17 protein-coding genes are annotated in these 17,067 nt (G+C 70.7%); 10 read left to right on the top strand and 7 right to left on the bottom strand.

Annotated features, from left to right (window positions below; all coding sequences use genetic code 11):
* Window position 1: 1 nt before the first annotated feature.
* Window positions 2–385 carry a DUF779 domain-containing protein gene (locus VV01_RS13150; RefSeq protein WP_050670285.1) on the top strand — a complete coding sequence of 128 codons (384 nt, stop codon included), beginning with the start codon at window positions 2–4 and terminating at the stop codon, window positions 383–385.
* A 123-nt stretch (window positions 386–508) separates the two neighbouring features.
* Here VV01_RS13150 and VV01_RS13145 read toward each other — a convergent pair whose 3' ends face one another.
* On the bottom strand, window positions 509–928 hold the full coding sequence (locus VV01_RS13145; protein WP_050670284.1) for a hypothetical protein: 420 nt from the start codon (window positions 926–928) through the stop codon (window positions 509–511).
* Window positions 929–1,166: 238 nt separating this feature from the next.
* On the opposite strand from VV01_RS13145, the gene VV01_RS13140 reads away from it, so the two are divergent.
* Genes VV01_RS13140 through VV01_RS13130 form a run of 3 tightly spaced genes read left to right on the top strand, consistent with a single transcriptional unit; the run spans window position 1,167 to window position 3,548 of the window.
* Complete coding sequence (locus tag VV01_RS13140) at window positions 1,167–2,171, top strand: IS481 family transposase (RefSeq protein ID WP_050668343.1); 1,005 nt, start codon at window positions 1,167–1,169, stop codon at window positions 2,169–2,171.
* Window positions 2,172–2,180: 9 nt separating this feature from the next.
* Window positions 2,181–3,167: a glycerophosphodiester phosphodiesterase gene (locus VV01_RS13135; protein WP_050670283.1), complete on the top strand. Its 987-nt coding sequence runs from the start codon at window positions 2,181–2,183 to the stop codon at window positions 3,165–3,167.
* 24 nt (window positions 3,168–3,191) lie between these two features.
* Entirely contained in the window at window positions 3,192–3,548 is a 357-nt protein-coding gene (locus tag VV01_RS13130; protein ID WP_050670282.1) for a hypothetical protein, read from the top strand.
* 4 nt (window positions 3,549–3,552) lie between these two features.
* Here the strand turns inward: VV01_RS13130 and VV01_RS13125 are convergent, their stop codons facing one another.
* From VV01_RS13125 to VV01_RS13105, 5 genes are all read right to left on the bottom strand, one after another.
* Entirely contained in the window at window positions 3,553–4,200 is a 648-nt protein-coding gene (locus VV01_RS13125; RefSeq protein ID WP_050670281.1) for a DedA family protein, read from the bottom strand.
* Between the two features lie 15 nt (window positions 4,201–4,215).
* Window positions 4,216–5,580: a serine hydrolase domain-containing protein gene (locus VV01_RS13120; RefSeq protein ID WP_050670280.1), complete on the bottom strand. Its 1,365-nt coding sequence runs from the start codon at window positions 5,578–5,580 to the stop codon at window positions 4,216–4,218.
* A gap of 34 nt (window positions 5,581–5,614) precedes the next feature.
* Window positions 5,615–6,067 carry a hemerythrin domain-containing protein gene (locus VV01_RS13115; protein ID WP_157508833.1) on the bottom strand — a complete coding sequence of 151 codons (453 nt, stop codon included), beginning with the start codon at window positions 6,065–6,067 and terminating at the stop codon, window positions 5,615–5,617.
* 96 nt (window positions 6,068–6,163) lie between these two features.
* On the bottom strand, window positions 6,164–6,703 hold the full coding sequence (locus VV01_RS13110; RefSeq protein WP_050671921.1) for a GNAT family N-acetyltransferase: 540 nt from the start codon (window positions 6,701–6,703) through the stop codon (window positions 6,164–6,166).
* Between the two features lie 43 nt (window positions 6,704–6,746).
* Window positions 6,747–7,310 (bottom strand): TetR/AcrR family transcriptional regulator, encoded by a 564-nt coding sequence (locus VV01_RS13105; RefSeq protein WP_050670278.1) that lies wholly within the window; start codon window positions 7,308–7,310, stop codon window positions 6,747–6,749.
* A gap of 91 nt (window positions 7,311–7,401) precedes the next feature.
* Here VV01_RS13105 and VV01_RS13100 point away from each other — a divergent pair, with 91 nt between their 5' ends.
* Window positions 7,402–8,664, top strand: coding sequence for an MFS transporter (locus tag VV01_RS13100; protein ID WP_071606378.1), 1,263 nt, complete (start codon window positions 7,402–7,404; stop codon window positions 8,662–8,664).
* A gap of 76 nt (window positions 8,665–8,740) precedes the next feature.
* The gene (pcrA, locus tag VV01_RS13095; RefSeq protein WP_050670277.1) at window positions 8,741–11,173 is read left to right on the top strand and encodes a DNA helicase PcrA; all 2,433 of its coding nucleotides are present in this window, start codon (window positions 8,741–8,743) and stop codon (window positions 11,171–11,173) included.
* A 238-nt stretch (window positions 11,174–11,411) separates the two neighbouring features.
* On the opposite strand, the gene VV01_RS13090 is transcribed toward pcrA, so the two are convergent.
* The gene (locus VV01_RS13090) at window positions 11,412–12,287 is read right to left on the bottom strand and encodes a M23 family metallopeptidase (protein WP_157508832.1); all 876 of its coding nucleotides are present in this window, start codon (window positions 12,285–12,287) and stop codon (window positions 11,412–11,414) included.
* A 309-nt stretch (window positions 12,288–12,596) separates the two neighbouring features.
* Between VV01_RS13090 and VV01_RS13085 the strand changes: the two genes are divergently transcribed.
* From VV01_RS13085 to sucC, 4 genes are all read left to right on the top strand, one after another.
* Window positions 12,597–13,010 carry a cobalamin B12-binding domain-containing protein gene (locus VV01_RS13085; protein ID WP_050670275.1) on the top strand — a complete coding sequence of 138 codons (414 nt, stop codon included), beginning with the start codon at window positions 12,597–12,599 and terminating at the stop codon, window positions 13,008–13,010.
* Between the two features lie 139 nt (window positions 13,011–13,149).
* The gene (locus VV01_RS13080) at window positions 13,150–14,718 is read left to right on the top strand and encodes a M4 family metallopeptidase (RefSeq protein ID WP_050670274.1); all 1,569 of its coding nucleotides are present in this window, start codon (window positions 13,150–13,152) and stop codon (window positions 14,716–14,718) included.
* A gap of 221 nt (window positions 14,719–14,939) precedes the next feature.
* A complete protein-coding gene (locus VV01_RS13075) occupies window positions 14,940–15,692 on the top strand; it encodes a M20/M25/M40 family metallo-hydrolase (protein ID WP_050670273.1) in 753 nt (250 codons plus the stop codon).
* A 167-nt stretch (window positions 15,693–15,859) separates the two neighbouring features.
* Window positions 15,860–17,035, top strand: coding sequence for an ADP-forming succinate--CoA ligase subunit beta (gene sucC, locus VV01_RS13070; RefSeq protein ID WP_050670272.1), 1,176 nt, complete (start codon window positions 15,860–15,862; stop codon window positions 17,033–17,035).
* The last annotated feature ends 32 nt before the right edge of the window (window positions 17,036–17,067 follow it).

Genomic DNA, 17,067 nt, shown 5'->3' with positions numbered 1-17,067 from the left:
GATGACCACACCCACGCGGGTCGAGCTCACCGGCGAGGCGGCGGACCTGCTGCGCCGTCTCGCCGGTACGCACGGACCGCTGATGTTCCACCAGTCGGGCGGCTGCTGTGACGGCAGCTCACCGATGTGCTTCGCGGCGGGCGAGTTCATCACCAGCGACGCGGACGTGCACCTGCAGGACCTGGTGGTCGAGGGCGTCGCCGAGCCCATCCCGTTCTGGATGTCGGTGTCGCAGTACGAGTACTGGAAGCACACCCACCTCACGGTCGACGTGGTCCAGGGACGGGGCAGCGGATTCAGTCTCGAGGCGCCCGAAGGCGTACGATTCTTGATCCGGTCCCGGTTGATGACCGAGCCGGAGCTGAGGGCGTACGACCTCCTGTAGTCGGTACAAGCGGTCTACGTTCGCGGAGCGCTGCGGCGCCCCGTTGCTCGTGGCGTCATGCCACGAACGCGAGCGCCCCACCCGAGTGATCGGGTGGGGCGCTTGTGCGTGCGGCGGACGCGCTCAGACGCGGTCGGCAGCGCGCTGCGCATGCAGCGCACGGAAGATCAGGACGCCGCTCAGCAGACCGATCACGAACCCTGCGACGCCGCGCCCGAACGCGACCCAGTCGCCCTGGAACACCACGGCGCACAGGGCCACGAGGATCACGCCGGCGGCCACGATCGCGAGCGACGGGGCCTTGATCCGGTGCGGCTGGATCACCGCGGCCACGATCAGTCCGAGGACCCAGCCGAGCACCGGCGCGGTCAGCCAGGCCGGGCCGGGCAGCGAAGAGTCGTCAGGAGGGAACACGGCGCTGAGCACCAGGAGGATCGCGAGGAAGCCGACCGACGCGACACTCCACAGCACGAACTCCTGCCGCGCGTTGAGGTCCGAGCTCGGGGCGGCCTTGGGGGCACCGGAAGGTGTCGGATGAGCCATGTTCGTCTCTCCCTTGTCACGGGGCCCGCGGGACGTCGTCGGGCCTACTGAACGGTCACGTTACTGCTGCGGCAACGTTGCGTGATGGAAGTCACGCGGACACTTCTCGGTGGCTAGTTGTTGCGGCGCATGAGGTTGGTGACACGGCCGGGTAGCTAAGGGCGGGCAGGTCCCTGCGGCGACAGGATGAAGGTGTCAAGCCGTTCATCACGTCGAGTCAGCCGAAGGAACCTGCCCTATGCCCCACAGTAAAGCCGCCCTGTCGTTCGAAGGACGTCGTCGCCTGGTGCGCCGGTGCCAGCACCGCCCGATCGCGCACGTCGCAGCGGAGGCCGCGGTCTCGCGGCAGTGCTTGTCGAAGTGGTACGCCCGGTGGCGTGAGCACGGCGACGAAGGGTTGCACGACCGGACCAGCCGGCCCCGCCGTTCCCCGACCGCCACACCGCCGCAGGTGGTGGAACAGGTCATCGCGTTGCGCAAACGCAAGTGGTCCGCGCGGCGGATCCATCTGGAGCTGAGCGCCCAGGGCGTCAGGATCGCGGTGTGCACGATCAGCCGGATCCTGGTCCGGCACGGACTGAACCGGCTGCGGCACCTGGACGTTGACGGGGAACCGTTGCGGGCGCCGGGAAAGATCACTGCCCGGTACCCCGGGCACATGACCCACCTGGACGTGAAGAAGGTCGGGCGCATCCCCGACGGCGGCGGGTGGCGGGTGCACGGTCGCGGGTCGGCCCAGGCCAAGGCCGCCGACCGGGCCAAGACCCGTGGCGCCCGCACCGGGTACACCTACCTGCACTCCGCCCTCGACGGGTTCTCCCGGCTGGCCTACACCGAAGCCCACGACGACGAGAAGGCCGTCACCGCGATCGGGTTCTTGTTCCGTGCCCGGGTGTTCTTCGCCGCGCACGGCATCACCCGCTTCACCCGGATCGTGACTGACAACGGGTCCTGCTACCGCGCCAGTGCGTTCACCCGGGCCGTGCACTCCTTCGCGGCCAAGCATCAGCGGATCAAGGCGTTCACGCCCAAGCACAACGGCAAGGTCGAGCGCTACCAGCAGACCTACACCCACGAGGTCCTCTACGCCGCCGCGTACGAGTCCGAGCAGCAGCGTCGCGACCAGCTCCAGGTGTGGCAGGTCCACTACAACTACCATCGCCCCCACACCGCCGCGGGCGATCAGCCGCCGGCCTCACGACTGCCAGCCGGCGTCACCAACCTCATGCTCAGTTACAGCTAGTCTCGGGCCATGCGCGCTCGTACCCTTCTGGTCGCTCTCCTCGCCCTCGTGCTCACGGCGTCGGCGACCACCACGGCCGGCGCCACGCCGCCCAACCCGTGGCTCGCGCAGCGGGTCATGAACATGGCGCACTCCGGTGGTGAGGACGAGGCGCCGATGAACACCATGTACGCCTTCCGCCGGGCTGCCGCCCTCGGCGCCGACATGCTCGAGCTCGACGTGCAGTCGACCGCTGACGGCCAGGTGGTCGTCATGCACAACGCCACGGTCGACGAGACCACCAACGGCACCGGCCGCGTGGTCGACAAGACGCTCGATGAGATCAAGAGCCTCGACGCGGCGTACTGGTTCGTCCCGGGGCGCAGCGCCGTGCACGGGCTGCCCGACGACGCGTACGTCCTGCGCGGTGCCCGCCACAACCACCCGAAGGTGCCGGGCTACAAGCCCCAGGACTTCACCGTGCCGACGTTGCGCGAGGTGCTGAAGGCGTTCCCGACGACGCCGATCAACATCGAGATCAAGGGCACGTCCGACGCCGACACCGCGTCGTTCCTGCGTACGGGCCGCCTGCTCGCCGACCTGCTCGACCGGTCCGGGCGCACCGACGTGATCGTCACGTCGTTCAACGACGCGGCCATCGCCGACTTCCACGAGCGCGCGCCGCAGGTGCCCCTCGCGCCGGGGATGAACGGCCTGCTGCAGTACGTCCTCGCCGGCGTGCGCCCGATCGAGGGCACCGTGGCGCTCCAGGTGCCGGTCACCTACGCCGGATTCCCTGTGGTCACACAGGAGTTCGTCGCCAAGGCGCACGCCGACGGCTACGCCGTGCACGTGTGGTTCAGCGGCACCGCGCCCGACGACGAGGCGACGTACAACCGGATGATCGACACCTGCGCCGACGGCCTGATGCCCGCGCGGCCGACGCTGCTGGAGCAGATCCTCGACGCGCGCGGGATCGAACGACCGGGTGTGCCGGGAGTTCATCCCTGCGCGTGATCGCACTGGCTAGGCTCACCGACCATGGACCTGGTGTACGACGTCGTCGTGATCGCTCACCTGCTCGGGATGGCCGCCCTGGTGGGTGGGTGGTTCGCGGTCGTGAAGGAGCCGCGAGTCACCGCACCGATGCTCTGGGGCGCTCGGCTGCAGATCGTCACCGGGCTCGTCCTGGTCGGGCTCGCCGAGGGCGTCGACTCGCTCGACAAGGACCCCGACCACGCCAAGATCGGCCTCAAGCTGCTGATCGCGCTCGCGGTCGTGGCGTTCGCCGAGATCTCGGCCGCGCGGGGCAAGCGCGGTCGCGCCGAGCCCGGTCTCGCGAGCGCGGCCGGGTGGCTGGCCGTCCTCAACGTCGTCGTCGCAGCAGCCTGGAACTGACGCCTCAGGCGACCTCGCCCGCGCGACGGCGCGCGGCGTACGCCTCGACGTTGCGCTGCAGCCGGTGGCGCAGCACCGTCGAGATCGCGACGCCCAGCGCGAGCGCGACGGCGAGGCCCACGAACGAGAAGCCCTTGAGCCAGGACTCGGCGGCCGTGCCGAGGTAGTACACGAGGTAGGTCGTGCCGCCCGCCCAGGCGATCGCGCCGCACACGTTGGCGACCAGGAACCGCGGGTAGTGCATGTGCAGCGACCCCGACAGCGGGCCCGCGAAGATCCGCAGCAGCGCCACGAACCGCCCGAAGAACACCGCGACCATGCCGTAGCGGCCGAAGACGTGGCGCGCGTACGCCAGCACGTCGTCGTCGACGTGGTCAGGGAACCGGCGGCCGAGCACCGCGAACAGCCGCTCGCCGTAGCGCCGTCCGATGCCGTAGCCGATCGAGTCGCCGACCACCGCGCCGACCACGGCAGCGAGCGCGACGCCGTGCGGGCTGACGTCGAGCTCGTGCCGGCTGGAGAGCACGGCCGCGGCGACGAGGACGACCTCGCCGGGCAGCGGGATGCCGAGGCTCTCGACGCCGACGAACCCGCCCGCCAGCAGGGAGACCGCGATCGGCGGGATCGTCAGCAGCCAGTGGTCGATGTGCACGCGAGCATTGTCGTCTCAGGAGTGCCAGCCGACGTCCTCGACCCCGCCCGGGATGTCGGCGTCGGGGTCGTAGGGGTCGCGGGTCAGGCGGAACGAGCCGAGGTCGAGGTACGCCGGTCGCTCGCCGTCGCCGAAGGGCCGCAGGGTCTCGCCGGCCCAGTAGTCGTCGCGTCCGGTCCAGGTGCCGTCGGCTGCGGCGTCGAAGCGGGACCAGACTCCCGAGCCGCCGGCCAGGCTGAGCTCGAGCCCGCCGCCGGGCGTGGTGCGCAGGTCGTAGCGGCGCGGACCCCAGTGCCAGTGGCCGGCCAGCCGCGCAGCGTCGGCCGAGGCGGGGTCGGTGTGCCACGCCGCGGCCGGACGGGGGTCGTGCTGCTGCACGAGGTCGAGCAGGTCACCGACCAGGTCGCCGCCCGGCCCGGTCGTGGAGTTGGTGAGCACGGCGACGCCGTCACCGGTCCGGGTATCGACGCGGACCGCAGCCTGGAACCCGGGCATCGAGCCGCCGTGCCCGATGTAGCGCACGCCGTCGCGGTTGACGACGTCGAGCCCGAGGCCGTAGGCGCGGGTCCACGGCCGGCCCGGGGTGTCATCGACGACCGACGGCACGTGCATCGCCCGGCGCAGGTCGTCGGGCAGCACCCGGTCGTCGCCGCCCTGCACGAAGGCGCCCCAGCGGCACAGGTCGTCGCTCGTCGACCAGATCTGACCCGCGGGCGCCATCGCGCCGGTGTCCTGCGACGGCTCGTCGTGCACCTGGTCGGTGAGCGGGTGCACGGCCAGACCGGGAGCGCTCGGCGCCACGGCGTCGTACGACGTGCGGGTCATCGACAGGGGAGCGAACAGCTCGTCGGCGAGCACGTCGAACCACGGCCGGTCACGGACGACCTCGAGCAGCCGTCCGAGCACCGCGAACCCGACGTTGCTGTAGTGGAAGCGGCGGCCGGGGTCGTGCGCGAGCCGGATCGAGGGCAGGAGGTCGGCCCAGCCGACTCCGGGGGAGCGCTCCCACCACGGGCCGAGCGTCTCGGCGTACAGGCCGGACGACTGGGTCAGCAGCGCGGTGAGGCTGACCCCGTCGAACGCAGGGTCGAGCTCGGGCAGGTGGGTGCGGATCGCGTCGGTCAGCCGCACGTGGCCGTCGGCGACCAGTCGCATGACGCCGACAGCGACCATCGTCTTGGTGATCGAGCCGATGCGGTACTGGGTGTCGGGCGTGGCGGCCACACCGTCGGCCCGGGCGTCGACCGTGCCCGCAGCGCCCGACCACACGACCTCTCCGCCGCGCAGGAGGGAAGCGGTGATCGACGGAAGTCGTTGCTGCGCCTGCTCGTTCGCGAGTCGGGCGTCGAGGTGCTGGGCCGTGGTGGGCGTGAGCGGCATGCCGTCAAATCTGCCACAGGGCGCAGGTCGTGGCTCAGCCCGATCCGCCGAGGTCGACGTCGTACGCCTCGTAGACCAGGTCGGCGCCTTTCTGCCGGTGCCGGACCAGCTGTCCCATCAGTGTGGTGACCTCCTCGCGGAAGGCCGGCAGGTCGGCGATCGTCCCGCCGTGCTCCAGCACCGTGAGGTAGCCCTGGACGGCGTCGGCGTAGGTGCGGTGCTCACGGGTCAGCCGGTCGACGGCCGCGCTCAGCCGAGGCGCCTCACGCGACAGCTGGTCGTAGATCCCGCCCGGTCCCTCGGTCAGCTCGACGTGGTCGCGGAAGTCGTGGGCGAGCTCGGCGAGCGCAGCACGCACCCGTTCGCGCCAGGCGCCGCCGCGGGCGATGGGGGAGGCGAGCGCCTCGTCGACCGCCGCGACGGAGTCGCGCAGCTCGGCGCGGTGGGCGCGTACCCGATCGAGGTATGCCGAGAACTCGGCCTCCATGGCGCCCTCCGTCCGGCCGGGTGCGGTCACCGCCGACGGCGCGGCAGCCGCTCCGACCATGATCCTCCGCAGGTCGGACGGCGTCCACGGCTGCGCTCAGGTCAGGTCGATCCAGTAGCGCTCGATGCCTTCACGGGTGTCCTCCAGCACGCCTCCGCCGCGCACGATGGTGCGGCGCGAGGCCTCGTTGTCGGCGTCGCAGCTGACGAGCACCCGGTCCAGACCAAGGGCGCGTGCCTCGTCGAGAGCAGCGATGAGCGCTGCCGTCGCGACGCCGCGCCCGCGGGCGCTCGGCCGTACGCCGTAGCCGATGTGGCCGCCCGCGTTGAGGAGGAAGTCGTTGAGCTCGTGGCGCAGGCTCAGCGAGCCGAGCACGCGGTCGGGCTCGGTGTCGTCGACGATCCAGAAGATCGAGTCGTTGACCAGGCCGTCCGGCATGGGGGAGCCGGGCACGCTCCACTGGTTGCGGGTCTCGACGAAGTCGGCGAATCCCTCTGGTGTTGAAAGGGATTCGCGGCTCCAGGGCAGGATGCCGTAGCTGAAGCCGAACCCGTGCGGCTGACCTCCGTCGAACTCGTCGACCGCCTCCAGCCAGGAGGTGTGCAGGTCGGTGGTCGGCGCGATGAGACGGATCATGAGGGTGACCGTACGACGGCCGGTCACCTCGCGCGACGCGTTATCAGCGAGCGCTCAGTGCGACCACGTCGCGCACGAGGCGGTCGGCGTACGCGTGGTCGGCGCTCAGCCCGAACACCACGTGGTGGTAGATCGGCGCGATGAGGTGGTCGAGGACCTGGTCGACGGTCGGCACGAGCTCGCCGCGGTCCTGGGCGCGCTCGATGATCGTGCGGCTCTGCCCGCGGCGCTGCTCCCAGCACGGGCACGCCTCGACCTCGCCGCTGCGCGCGGAGACCATCGCGCGCAGGTAGCGGGTGCGGTGCGGGCGGGTGACGTCGTCGACGATGATCTGCGCCCACTGGGTGAGGTCGCCGACGAGTGAGCCGGTGTCGGGCGGCTGGTCGCCCTCGCGGGTCAGCGCGGCGACGGCGACCTCCTCGAGCAAGGTGTCGATGTCGCCCCAGCGGCGGTAGACGCTCGTCGGGTTGACCCCGGCGCGCTGGGCGACGGCGGGCACGGTGATCGACGCGGTGCCCTCACCCATCAGCTGGCCGACGGCGGTGTAGACCGCGTCGCGGACCTTGGCGCTGCGCCCGCCGGGACGTGAGGTGGTCGAGGAAGTCATGCCATGATTATTGCAAAGGTCTTGGCTTTAGCGCTGCACGTTGATAGCGTGATCGCGCTAAAGCCAAGATTTTTGCCTTAAAGAGCAGGTCGTGACCTCCACGCTCGACCGACGCATCGCCTTCGCGATCGCGGCGCTGACCCTGGGCGTGCTGCTCGGCGCATCCGCCGCACCCTCACCGCTCTACCCCGTCTACCAGCAGGCGTGGGGCTTCTCCTCGATCACGCTCCCGCTCGTCTTCGCCGTCTACGTCTTCGCGCTCCTCGGCGCGCTGCTCACGATCGGGTCGGTCTCCGACCACGTCGGGCGACGACCGGTGATCATCGCCGCGCTCCTGCTGCTCGCCGTGGCGATGGTGCTGTTCCGCGTCGCCGACGGCGTCGGTGGCCTGGTCGCCGCGCGCATCGTGCAGGGCATCGCAGTCGGGGCGGCCACCGGCACCCTGAGCGCCTCGCTCGCCGACCTGCAGCCGTCGCAGCGCGTCGGCACCAACGTCACCAGCGCGACCCCCGCGGTCGGCATGGCGTTCGGAGCCGTCCTGTCCGGTGGCCTGGTCGAGTACGCCCCCGAGCCGCGGCACCTCGTCTACGAGGTGTTCCTCGTGCTCGCCCTCGCCCTCGTCGTGGTCATGTGGTTCCAGCCCGAGGCCGTCCGCGACCAGCCGCGGTCGTGGCGTGCGCTCCTGGCGTCGTTGCGCCCCAGCGCCGGCGTACCCCGGTCGATGCGTGGGCTGTTCCTCGCGCAGGTCCCCGCGATCGCCGCCACCTGGTCGCTCGGTGGGCTCTACCTGTCCTTGGGCGCCTCGGTCGTCGGCCGCGAGCTGCACGTCGCCAACCACCTGCTCGCCGGGCTCGTGCTCGCGGCGATGTTCGGCGCCGGCGGTGTCGCGGTCCTGGTCAACGGCGCACTGCCCGAGCGCGTACGACGGTCGGCCGGCTTCGCGGCCCTCGGCGCCGGCATCGCGCTGAGCGTCGTCGGCGCCCTCGTCGGATCGCTCACGACCTACCTGCTGGCCTCGGCCGTCGCCGGGCTCGGCTTCGGCTGGACGTTCCAGAACGTCATGGGTGCCATCGCCGCAGCGACCCCGGCCACCGAGCGCGGCCGCGTGTTCGCGACCACCTTCGTGGTGAGCTACTCCGCGTTCAGCATCCCTGCCCTCGTGGCCGGGTTCGCGGTGCAGGAGTACGGCCTGCGGCCCACGCTCGTCGGGTACGGCGCGTTCGAGCTGCTGCTCGTGCTCGGCGCGGCGGCCGGTTCGACCCGAACGTCTCGCGGCCCGGCCGCGACCGTCGTACCTGCAGGTCGCGACCGCTGCCCGGTCGCCGAGGGTGCGTGCGAGCAGACGGTCGGTTGAGGAGACTGCGCCACCGTCGTACGACGTGCGGTCGGGGCGGGCGCTGTCGGCTGCGGACCGTAGGCTGGAGCGCGATATGAGCAGCCTGTTCGATGACCTTCCCCTGCCCGGACTCCAGCCGTCCCAGGCGGCCCCCACGACCGAGATCCTCGATCACCCGCAGCACCGCGCGGGTGAGGTCGACGAGCGCGGTGTGCCGACCTGGGCGAGCCTCGGGCACGGCCCCGACGAGGCCGGTGGTGGCCATGCCGGTCCCGACGCCGCACAGCTGCTCGAAGGCCTCAACGACCAGCAGCGCGAGGCCGTGGTGCACCACGGCACCCCGCTGCTGATCGTCGCCGGCGCCGGCTCGGGCAAGACCCGGGTGCTCACTCACCGCATCGCTTACCTGTTGGCCGAGCGCGGGGTGCAGCCGGGGCAGATCCTCGCGATCACGTTCACCAACAAGGCCGCTGCCGAGATGCGCGAGCGCGTCGCCGACCTGGTCGGGGGAGCGGCCAAGGCGATGTGGGTCTCGACGTTCCACTCCGCGTGCGTGCGCATCCTGCGACGCGAGGCCGGCAAGATCGGCATGAAGTCGACCTTCTCGATCTACGACTCCGCCGACAGCCAGCGGCTGATGGCGATGGTCCTGCGCGACATGGACCTCGATCCCAAGCGCTACCAGCCGCGTTCGTTCAGCAACCAGGTCAGCAACCTCAAGAACGAGCTGATCGACGAGGAGACCTACGCCTCGCAGGTCGTCGAGGGCACCCATCAGGAGCGGATGGTCGCCGAGGCCTACGCGTCGTACCAGCGCCGGCTGCGGCAGGCCAACGCGATGGACTTCGACGACCTGATCATGACCACCGTCAACATCCTGCAGGCGTTCCCCGACGTCGCCGAGCACTACCGCCGCCGGTTCCGGCACGTCATGGTCGACGAGTACCAGGACACCAACCACGCGCAGTACCAGCTCGTCAAGGAGCTCGTCGGTCACCAGGTCGACGACGAGGCCCTGGGCCAGGTGCCGCCGGCCGAGCTGTGCGTCGTCGGTGACGCCGACCAGTCGATCTACGCCTTCCGCGGGGCGACCATCCGCAACATCGTCGAGTTCGAGCAGGACTACCCCGACGCGCGCACCGTCCTGCTCGAGCAGAACTACCGCTCGACCCAGACGATCCTGCAGGCCGCCAACGCGGTCATCGAGAAGAACCCCGACCGTCGTAAGAAGAACCTGTGGACCGACTCCGGCGACGGTGCCGCGATCGTCGGCTACGTCGCCGACTCCGAGCACGACGAGGCCGCGTTCATCGCCCGGCAGATCGACCGGCTCGGCGACAAGGACGGCGTCAAGCCCAAGGACGTCGCGGTGTTCTACCGCACCAACGCCCAGTCCCGCGCGATCGAGGAGGTCTTCGTCCGGGTCGGCCTGCCCTACAAGGTCGTCGGCGGCACCCGCTTCTACGAGCGCCGCGAGGTCAAGGACGCGCTGGCGTACCTGCGGGTCGTCTCCAACCCGGCCGACACCGTCAACCTGCGCCGCATCCTCAACGTGCCCAAGCGCGGTATCGGCGATCGTGCCGAGGCGTGCGTGTCGGCCCTGGCCGAGCGCGAGCGCATCCCGTTCATCGCCGCGCTCGGGCAGGCCGAGGACGCCCCCGGCATCGCGACCCGATCGGTCACCGCCATCCGTGGGTTCACCTCGCTGCTGGAGGGCCTGCGCGAGACCCATGACGCGGGGGCGGGAGCCGGCGACCTGCTCGAGGCGATCCTCGACCGGTCCGGCTACCTCGCCGAGCTGCGTGAGAGCCACGACCCGCAGGACGAGACCCGCATCGAAAATCTCGCTGAGCTGGTCGCGGTGGCGCGTGAGTTCGACGAGGCCTATCCCGACGGCTCGCTCGAGGACTTCCTCGAGCAGGTGTCGCTCGTCGCCGACGCCGACGAGATCCCCGACGAGGAGGGCGCCGAGCAGGCGCAGGACGGCGGGGTCATCACGATGATGACGCTGCACACCGCCAAGGGGCTGGAGTTCCCGGTCGTGTTCCTCACCGGCATGGAGGACGGCACGTTCCCGCACCTGCGAGCGCTCGGTGACAACGCCGAGCTCGAGGAGGAGCGGCGCCTGGCGTACGTCGGCATCACTCGCGCGCGTGAGCGGCTGCACCTGTCACGGGCTCAGGTGCGCTCGGCGTGGGGTGCCCCGCAGTACAACCCGCCCTCGCGCTTCCTCGACGAGATCCCGACGCACCTGATCGACTGGGAGCGCATCGCGCCGACGGGTTCGGCGGGCTCCTCGACACCGGCCGTGGCGCGGCTGGCCGGCCGCCCCGGCGTCCGCAGCCCCGGCAACCGCCCGGTCATCTCGCTCGACTCCGGCGACAAGGTCACCCACGACTCGTTCGGCCTCGGCACGGTCGTGCGGGTGGAGGGCCAGGGCGAGCGCGCGATGGCGCACATCGACTTCGGCGGTGACACCGGTGTGAAGCGGCTGCTGCTGCGGTACGCCCCGGTCGAGAAGCTCTGAGTCTCACCCCGATCGGTCGCCCGCCGCCCGTCGCGGTGTGGCGGACCGCGTGCTGGTGGTGTCGGTGTGACCTGTCGCGACGTGGCGGCTGCGCGCTCGGTGTGACGGACTGCGTGCGGCTGGTCGCGGTGTGACCTATCGGCAAGGTGGCGGCCAGGGCCCGCGCCGGCGTACGACGAGAGGCCGCCTCCCGCGAAGGGAGACGGCCTCTCGTGTGGCCACCGAGCAGGGGGGCGGGTCAGATCAGACCGCGCGCCTCGAGCCAGGGGTAGGGGTTGATCGGCTCGCCGCCCACGTGGATCTCCAGGTGGAGGTGCGGGCCGGTCGAGTTGCCCGTGTTGCCGGAGTAGCCGAGGCGCTCACCCTTGGCGAGGCGCTCACCGACGGAGACGCTGATGCTGGACATGTGGGCGTAGACCGCCTGGGTGCCGTTGTCGAACTCGATGACAACGCGCTTGCCCTGACCGCCGTACCAGCCGGTGGCGATGACCTTGGCATCGTTCATCGCGCGCAGGGTCGTGCCGACCGGGCAGGCGAAGTCGACGCCGGCGTGGAGGCGACCCCAGCGGGTGCCGTAGCCGGAGGTGTAGGTGCCACCGATGAGCGGGCGGACCCAGCCGCTGCTGCGCGACTCACCCGAGTCGCTGGACGAGGAGCTGCTGGAGGAGGAGCTGCTGGAGGAGGAGCTGCTCGAGGGGCTGGCAGCCGCAGCAGCGGTGGTCCGCGACGGGCTGGGCTTGGGGGTCGGTGCGGTGTAGCTCGTCATCGCGCCGTCGCCGGAGTCGATCGCGGTGAGCGCGGCACGACGGGATGCGGCGTTCTTGGCGGTCAGCGCGCGGTTGGCGGCGTCGACACGAGCCTTGGCCTTGGCCGCCGCGGAGGTGCGGGCCGCAGTGGCGGCGGACGACGCAGCGGGGGACGTGGTCGAGGACTGCAGCGAACGCGACGAGGTGTCGACACCGCTCCGGGTCCACTGCGTGGTGTCCATCGCGCCGGTGGCGCGGTGGTCGGTCGCGGTGTCGGATCCCGACTCGGTGGCGAACGCGGTGCCGGCTGCAGCGACGGTCAGTGACGCCGCCGCGATGGCGGGGAGGGCGACACGTGCGGTCTGCAAGGGGGATGCCGGCAGAGCGCGGTGGCGGCCCTGGTAGTTCCGGGACAAGAGACGCACCAACTTCAATTGGGGGACGGTGGCCGAGGGGAACCCTAACGTGACCTGTTCGTGATGCGTGCATCGAACGGCGAAAATCGGTGGATATCCGTGTGCAGCAGCGTTGCTACGGCGCGGTATCCGCTGTGAACAAGGACCGTGGCCGGTGATCCTCCACGAGGGTTCGAGCAGGGTTATCGCGCTCCGAGCCGCGTGCGTTACGGACGGCGGCCCGGTGTGAGCGGCGTCTCACGCCCGGATACGCTGCCTGCCATGAGTGCCGCTCCGCTGCGCATCGTCGTCGCCAAGCCCGGTCTGGACGGGCACGACCGCGGCGCCAAGGTCGTCGCCCGTGCCCTGCGCGATGCGGGCATGGAGGTCATCTACACCGGCCTGCACCAGACGCCCGAGCAGATCGTCGAGGCGGCGATCCAGGAGGACGCCGACGCCGTGGGTCTGTCGGTGCTGTCCGGTGCGCACATGACGCAGTTCGCCAAGGTGACCGAGCTGCTGCGCGAGCGTGACGCGGCCGACATCGTGGTCTTCGGCGGCGGCATCATCCCCGAGGAGGACCTCCCCGAGCTCTCGCGCATGGGCGTCGCCACCGTGTTCACCCCGGGCGCGACGACGACCGAGATCGTCGACTGGGTCCGCAGCAACGTGGGTGCCGACACCGCGGACGCCTGACCGGCGTACGACGGAGGCGTTCCGGGCGGATCAGTCCGACTGCCGAAATCCCGTCCTGGTGACGTCGATTCGGGCATGCTCCCTGCACCGGTCGTTGCCGCGCCCCGCGGGCGACCGCGTCCGAGAGGAGCATCTCCCCGTGAAGCGAGTGACACTGGCAGCCAGCACCACCTGCCTGGCCCTGGCCGTAGTCGCACCCTTGTCCGCCCACGCCGCCTCCCACAACGAGCGCGCCGCGGCACCCGCCGCCCGCGCCTCCGTGGCTGCGGAGAAGGCACGCATCTCCGACATGTCCGCCGCGCTGCACCTGGGCGCCGGCGAAACCCTGTCGGTGAAGTCCATCGTGCAGGACCGCGACGGCACGAGCCACGTCCGCTACGAGCGCACGTTCAACGGGCTCCGCGTCGTCGGTGGCGACTTCATCGCTCACCGCAACGCGCGCGGCGCCGTCGCCGGCACGTCCGGTCGTGCGGCCGTCGCCGTCGCATCGGTCTCGCCGTCCCTGACGAAGTCCGCTGCGTCGGCGAAGGCCTCCGCCCGCGAGCTGCGTTCGGCCGCAACGACGTCCGAGCTCGTCGTCCTCGTCACCGACCACGGTCCGCGACTGGCGTACGACGTCCTCACCACCGGCGTCCGCGCCGACCAGACGCCCTCGCGCCTGCACACGTTCGTCGACGCTCGCAACGGCAAGGTCCTCGACAGCTGGGACGAGATCGCCGACGGCACCGGTCATGGTGTCCACGTCGGTGACGTCGAGCTGGCCACGAGCGGTGCGGCACCGTCGTACTCCCTCACCAACCCGACGACCGGTGCGCACACGACCGACCTCAACGGCGCGACCAAGGGCACGGGCACGCTGTTCACCGACGCCGACGACGTGTGGGGCAACGGCTCGACGACCGATCGTCAGTCCGCCGCCGTCGACGCGCAGTACGGCGCCGACAAGACGTACGACTACTACAACGAGGTGCTCGGCCGAGCCGGCATCTGGGACACCGGCAAGGGCGCGCCCTCGCGGGTCCACTACGGCAACGCCTACGTCAACGCGTTCTGGGACGGCACCCAGATGACCTACGGCGACGGCATCAACAACGCCAACCCGCTGACGGCCATCGACGTCGCGGGCCACGAGATGAGCCACGGCGTCACCGAGAACACCGCGGGCCTGGTCTACCGCGGCGACGCGGGCGGTCTCAACGAGGCCACGTCCGACATCTTCGGTACGGCCGTCGAGTGGCACGCCGGCAACGTCTCCGACCCGGGTGACTACCTCATCGGCGAGGAGATCAACATCCGCGGTGACGGCAAGCCGCTGCGCTACATGGACCAGCCGTCCAAGGACGGGCGCTCGCGCGACTGCTGGGACACCACGGTCAAGCGGCTCGACCCGCACTACTCCTCGGGCCCGCTGAACCACTGGTTCTACCTCGCCTCCGAGGGCTCGGGCGCCAAGACGGTCAACGGTGTCGCCTACAACAGCCCGACCTGTGACGGTTCGACCGTCGCGGGCGTGGGTCGCGACGTCGCCGAGAAGGTCTGGTACCGCGCGCTGTCGGTCTACCTCACCAAGCGCAGCGACTACCCCGCTGCCCGTGACGCGGCGGTCAAGGCCGCCAAGGACCTGTACGGCGCGGGCTCGGCCCAGAGCGTCGGCGTCGCCAACGCGTTCTCGGCCATCGGCGTACCCCAGCAGTCCGAGACCCCGTGACCTGCTGAACGCCCTCCACGTGACCCCCGCGGCCGACCGGCCGCGGGGGTCACGTGCGTCTGGGCCACGTCGGCGGGCGTTCATGTTCCGGGCCGGAACGGGTCGGGGCGTGACAGACCGGGTTCACACGGAACGCCGGCGCCGTCAGCGTGGGCACGCGCCGGCGAACCGTCGGCCGCCCGCCACTCGGAGGAGAAACCATCCATGGGTCGGTCGCCTACGTGAAGGGCAAGCTCGACGCAGCGGGGTTCACCACCAGCGTCCAGACGTTCCAGACGCCCCACGGCAGCTCGTCCGACGTCATCGCCGAGCTGCCGGGCACCGCGCCCGAGCACGTCGTGATGTTCGGCTCGCACCTGGACAGCGTCGAGGCCGGCCCGGGCATCAACGACAACGGGAGCGGCAGCGCCGGCGTACTCCAGACCGCCCTGTCGTACGCCGCGTCCGGTGAGAAGCCCACCAACACGGTGCGGTTCGCGTTCTGGGGTGCCGAGGAGCAGGGACTCTACGGCTCCAGCCACTACGTCGACTCGCTCAGCAGCAGCGACAAGGCGGCGATCGGGGCGTACCTCAACGTCGACATGATCGCCTCGCCCAACCCCGGCTACTTCGTGTACGACGACAACCCCGCCGGCACCGGCGTGCGGGACTCGCTCACCGCTCACTACGACGAGGTCGGCATCCCGTGGGAGTACACCGACCCGCAGGGCCGCAGCGACCACGCGGCCTTCATCGACGCGGGCATCCCGACGGGCGGCATCTACAGCGGCGGCGAGGAGACCAAGAGCCAGGAGCAGGCCGACAGGTGGGGCGGCCAGGCGGGCGCCGAGTTCGACGCGTGCTACCACCGCTCGTGCGACGGGATCGACAACATCGACACCGACGCCCTGGACAAGAACACCGACGCGATCGGCGCGATGGTGTGGTCGTACGCCGGCAAGGACCTGGGGACGGTGAACGCTCCGGCCGCCTGAGCGCGTGTGAGCCGCCTCACGCAGAGGTCGCCCGGTTACAGGTCACCCGGCGTTCGGGTGTACAACGTTTCGCGTGGGTGTGAGCCCTGGCAGCGCGGCCGACGGTCGCCCGGTCGGCCGCTACGCTCGCCAAGGACGATCCCTTCAATGTCGAGGACGGATTCCCCGTGGATCTTTTCGAGTACCAAGCGCGCGACGTGTTCGAGGCGCACGGCGTGCCGGTGCTGGCTGGCAAGACCGCCACCACTCCGGAGCAGGCCAAGGCTGCGGCCGAGGAGATCGGCGCCAAGTCAGGCGGGGTCACCGTCGTCAAGGCGCAGGTCAAGACCGGCGGCCGCGGCAAGGCCGGCGGCGTCAAGGTCGCGAAGTCGGCCGATGAGGCCGAGCAGTACGCCGAGCAGATCCTCGGCATGGACATCAAGGGCCACACCGTCGGCACCGTGATGATCGCGCAGGGCGCCAAGATCGCCGAGGAGTACTACTTCTCGATCCTGCTCGACCGGGCCGAGCGCCGCTACCTCGCGATGTGCTCCAAGGAGGGCGGTGTCGACATCGAGACGCTCGCCGTCGAGCGCCCCGAGGCACTGGCCCGCATCGCGGTCGACCCCAACGTCGGCGTCGACGAGGCCAAGGCGAAGGAGATCGTCGAGGCCGCGGGCTTCGACGCCGAGACCGGCGCCAAGATCGTCCCGGTCCTGCAGAAGCTCTGGGACGTCTACCGCGAGGAGGACGCGACCCTCGTCGAGGTCAACCCGCTCGTCAAGAGCGAGGACGGCGAGATCATCGCCCTCGACGGCAAGGTGACGCTCGACGGCAACGCCGACTTCCGCCACCCCGACCACGAGGCGCTCGAGGACAAGGCCGCGGCCGACCCGCTCGAGGCCAAGGCCAAGGCCAAGGGCCTCAACTACGTCAAGCTCGACGGCCAGGTCGGCATCATCGGCAACGGCGCGGGCCTGGTCATGTCGACGCTCGACGTCGTCGCGTACGCCGGTGAGGAGCACGGCGGCGTCAAGCCGGCGAACTTCCTCGACATCGGCGGCGGCGCCAACGCCCAGGTGATGGCCGACGGCCTCGACGTCATCCTCAACGACGAGCAGGTCAAGGCCGTGTTCGTCAACGTCTTCGGCGGCATCACCGCGTGCGACGAGGTCGCTAACGGCATCAAGGGTGCCCTGGAGATCCTCGGTGACAACGCGACCAAGCCGCTCGTCGTCCGTCTCGACGGCAACAACGTCGAGGAGGGCCGGGCGATCCTCAACGAGCTCGCGCACCCGCTCGTCACCCAGGTCGACACGATGGACGGCGCCGCGGCCAAGGCCGCCGAGCTCGCCGCCAAGTGACCCGCTGCCAGCAGACGAACTGAAGGAATCGC

This window comes from Luteipulveratus halotolerans, from assembly GCF_001247745.1.
Lineage (GTDB): Bacteria > Actinomycetota > Actinomycetes > Actinomycetales > Dermatophilaceae > Luteipulveratus > Luteipulveratus halotolerans.
This window is presented reverse-complemented; position numbering and strand designations above follow the sequence as displayed.

Bases quoted from the DNA above. Each gene is read 5' to 3' on its own strand.
- VV01_RS13140 (WP_050668343.1), top strand. From the start codon at position 1,167: ATGCCCCACAGTAAAGCCGCCCTGTCGTTCGAAGGACGTCGTCGCCTG.
- pcrA (WP_050670277.1), top strand. From the start codon at position 8,741: ATGAGCAGCCTGTTCGATGACCTTCCCCTGCCCGGACTCCAGCCGTCC.
- VV01_RS13105 (WP_050670278.1), bottom strand. From the start codon at position 7,310: ATGACTTCCTCGACCACCTCACGTCCCGGCGGGCGCAGCGCCAAGGTC.
- VV01_RS13110 (WP_050671921.1), bottom strand. From the start codon at position 6,703: ATGATCCGTCTCATCGCGCCGACCACCGACCTGCACACCTCCTGGCTG.
- VV01_RS13135 (WP_050670283.1), top strand. From the start codon at position 2,181: ATGCGCGCTCGTACCCTTCTGGTCGCTCTCCTCGCCCTCGTGCTCACG.
- VV01_RS13120 (WP_050670280.1), bottom strand. From the start codon at position 5,580: ATGCCGCTCACGCCCACCACGGCCCAGCACCTCGACGCCCGACTCGCG.
- VV01_RS13145 (WP_050670284.1), bottom strand. From the start codon at position 928: ATGGCTCATCCGACACCTTCCGGTGCCCCCAAGGCCGCCCCGAGCTCG.
- VV01_RS13085 (WP_050670275.1), top strand. From the start codon at position 12,597: ATGAGTGCCGCTCCGCTGCGCATCGTCGTCGCCAAGCCCGGTCTGGAC.
- VV01_RS13150 (WP_050670285.1), top strand. From the start codon at position 2: ATGACCACACCCACGCGGGTCGAGCTCACCGGCGAGGCGGCGGACCTG.
- VV01_RS13115 (WP_157508833.1), bottom strand. From the start codon at position 6,067: ATGGAGGCCGAGTTCTCGGCATACCTCGATCGGGTACGCGCCCACCGC.
- VV01_RS13130 (WP_050670282.1), top strand. From the start codon at position 3,192: ATGGACCTGGTGTACGACGTCGTCGTGATCGCTCACCTGCTCGGGATG.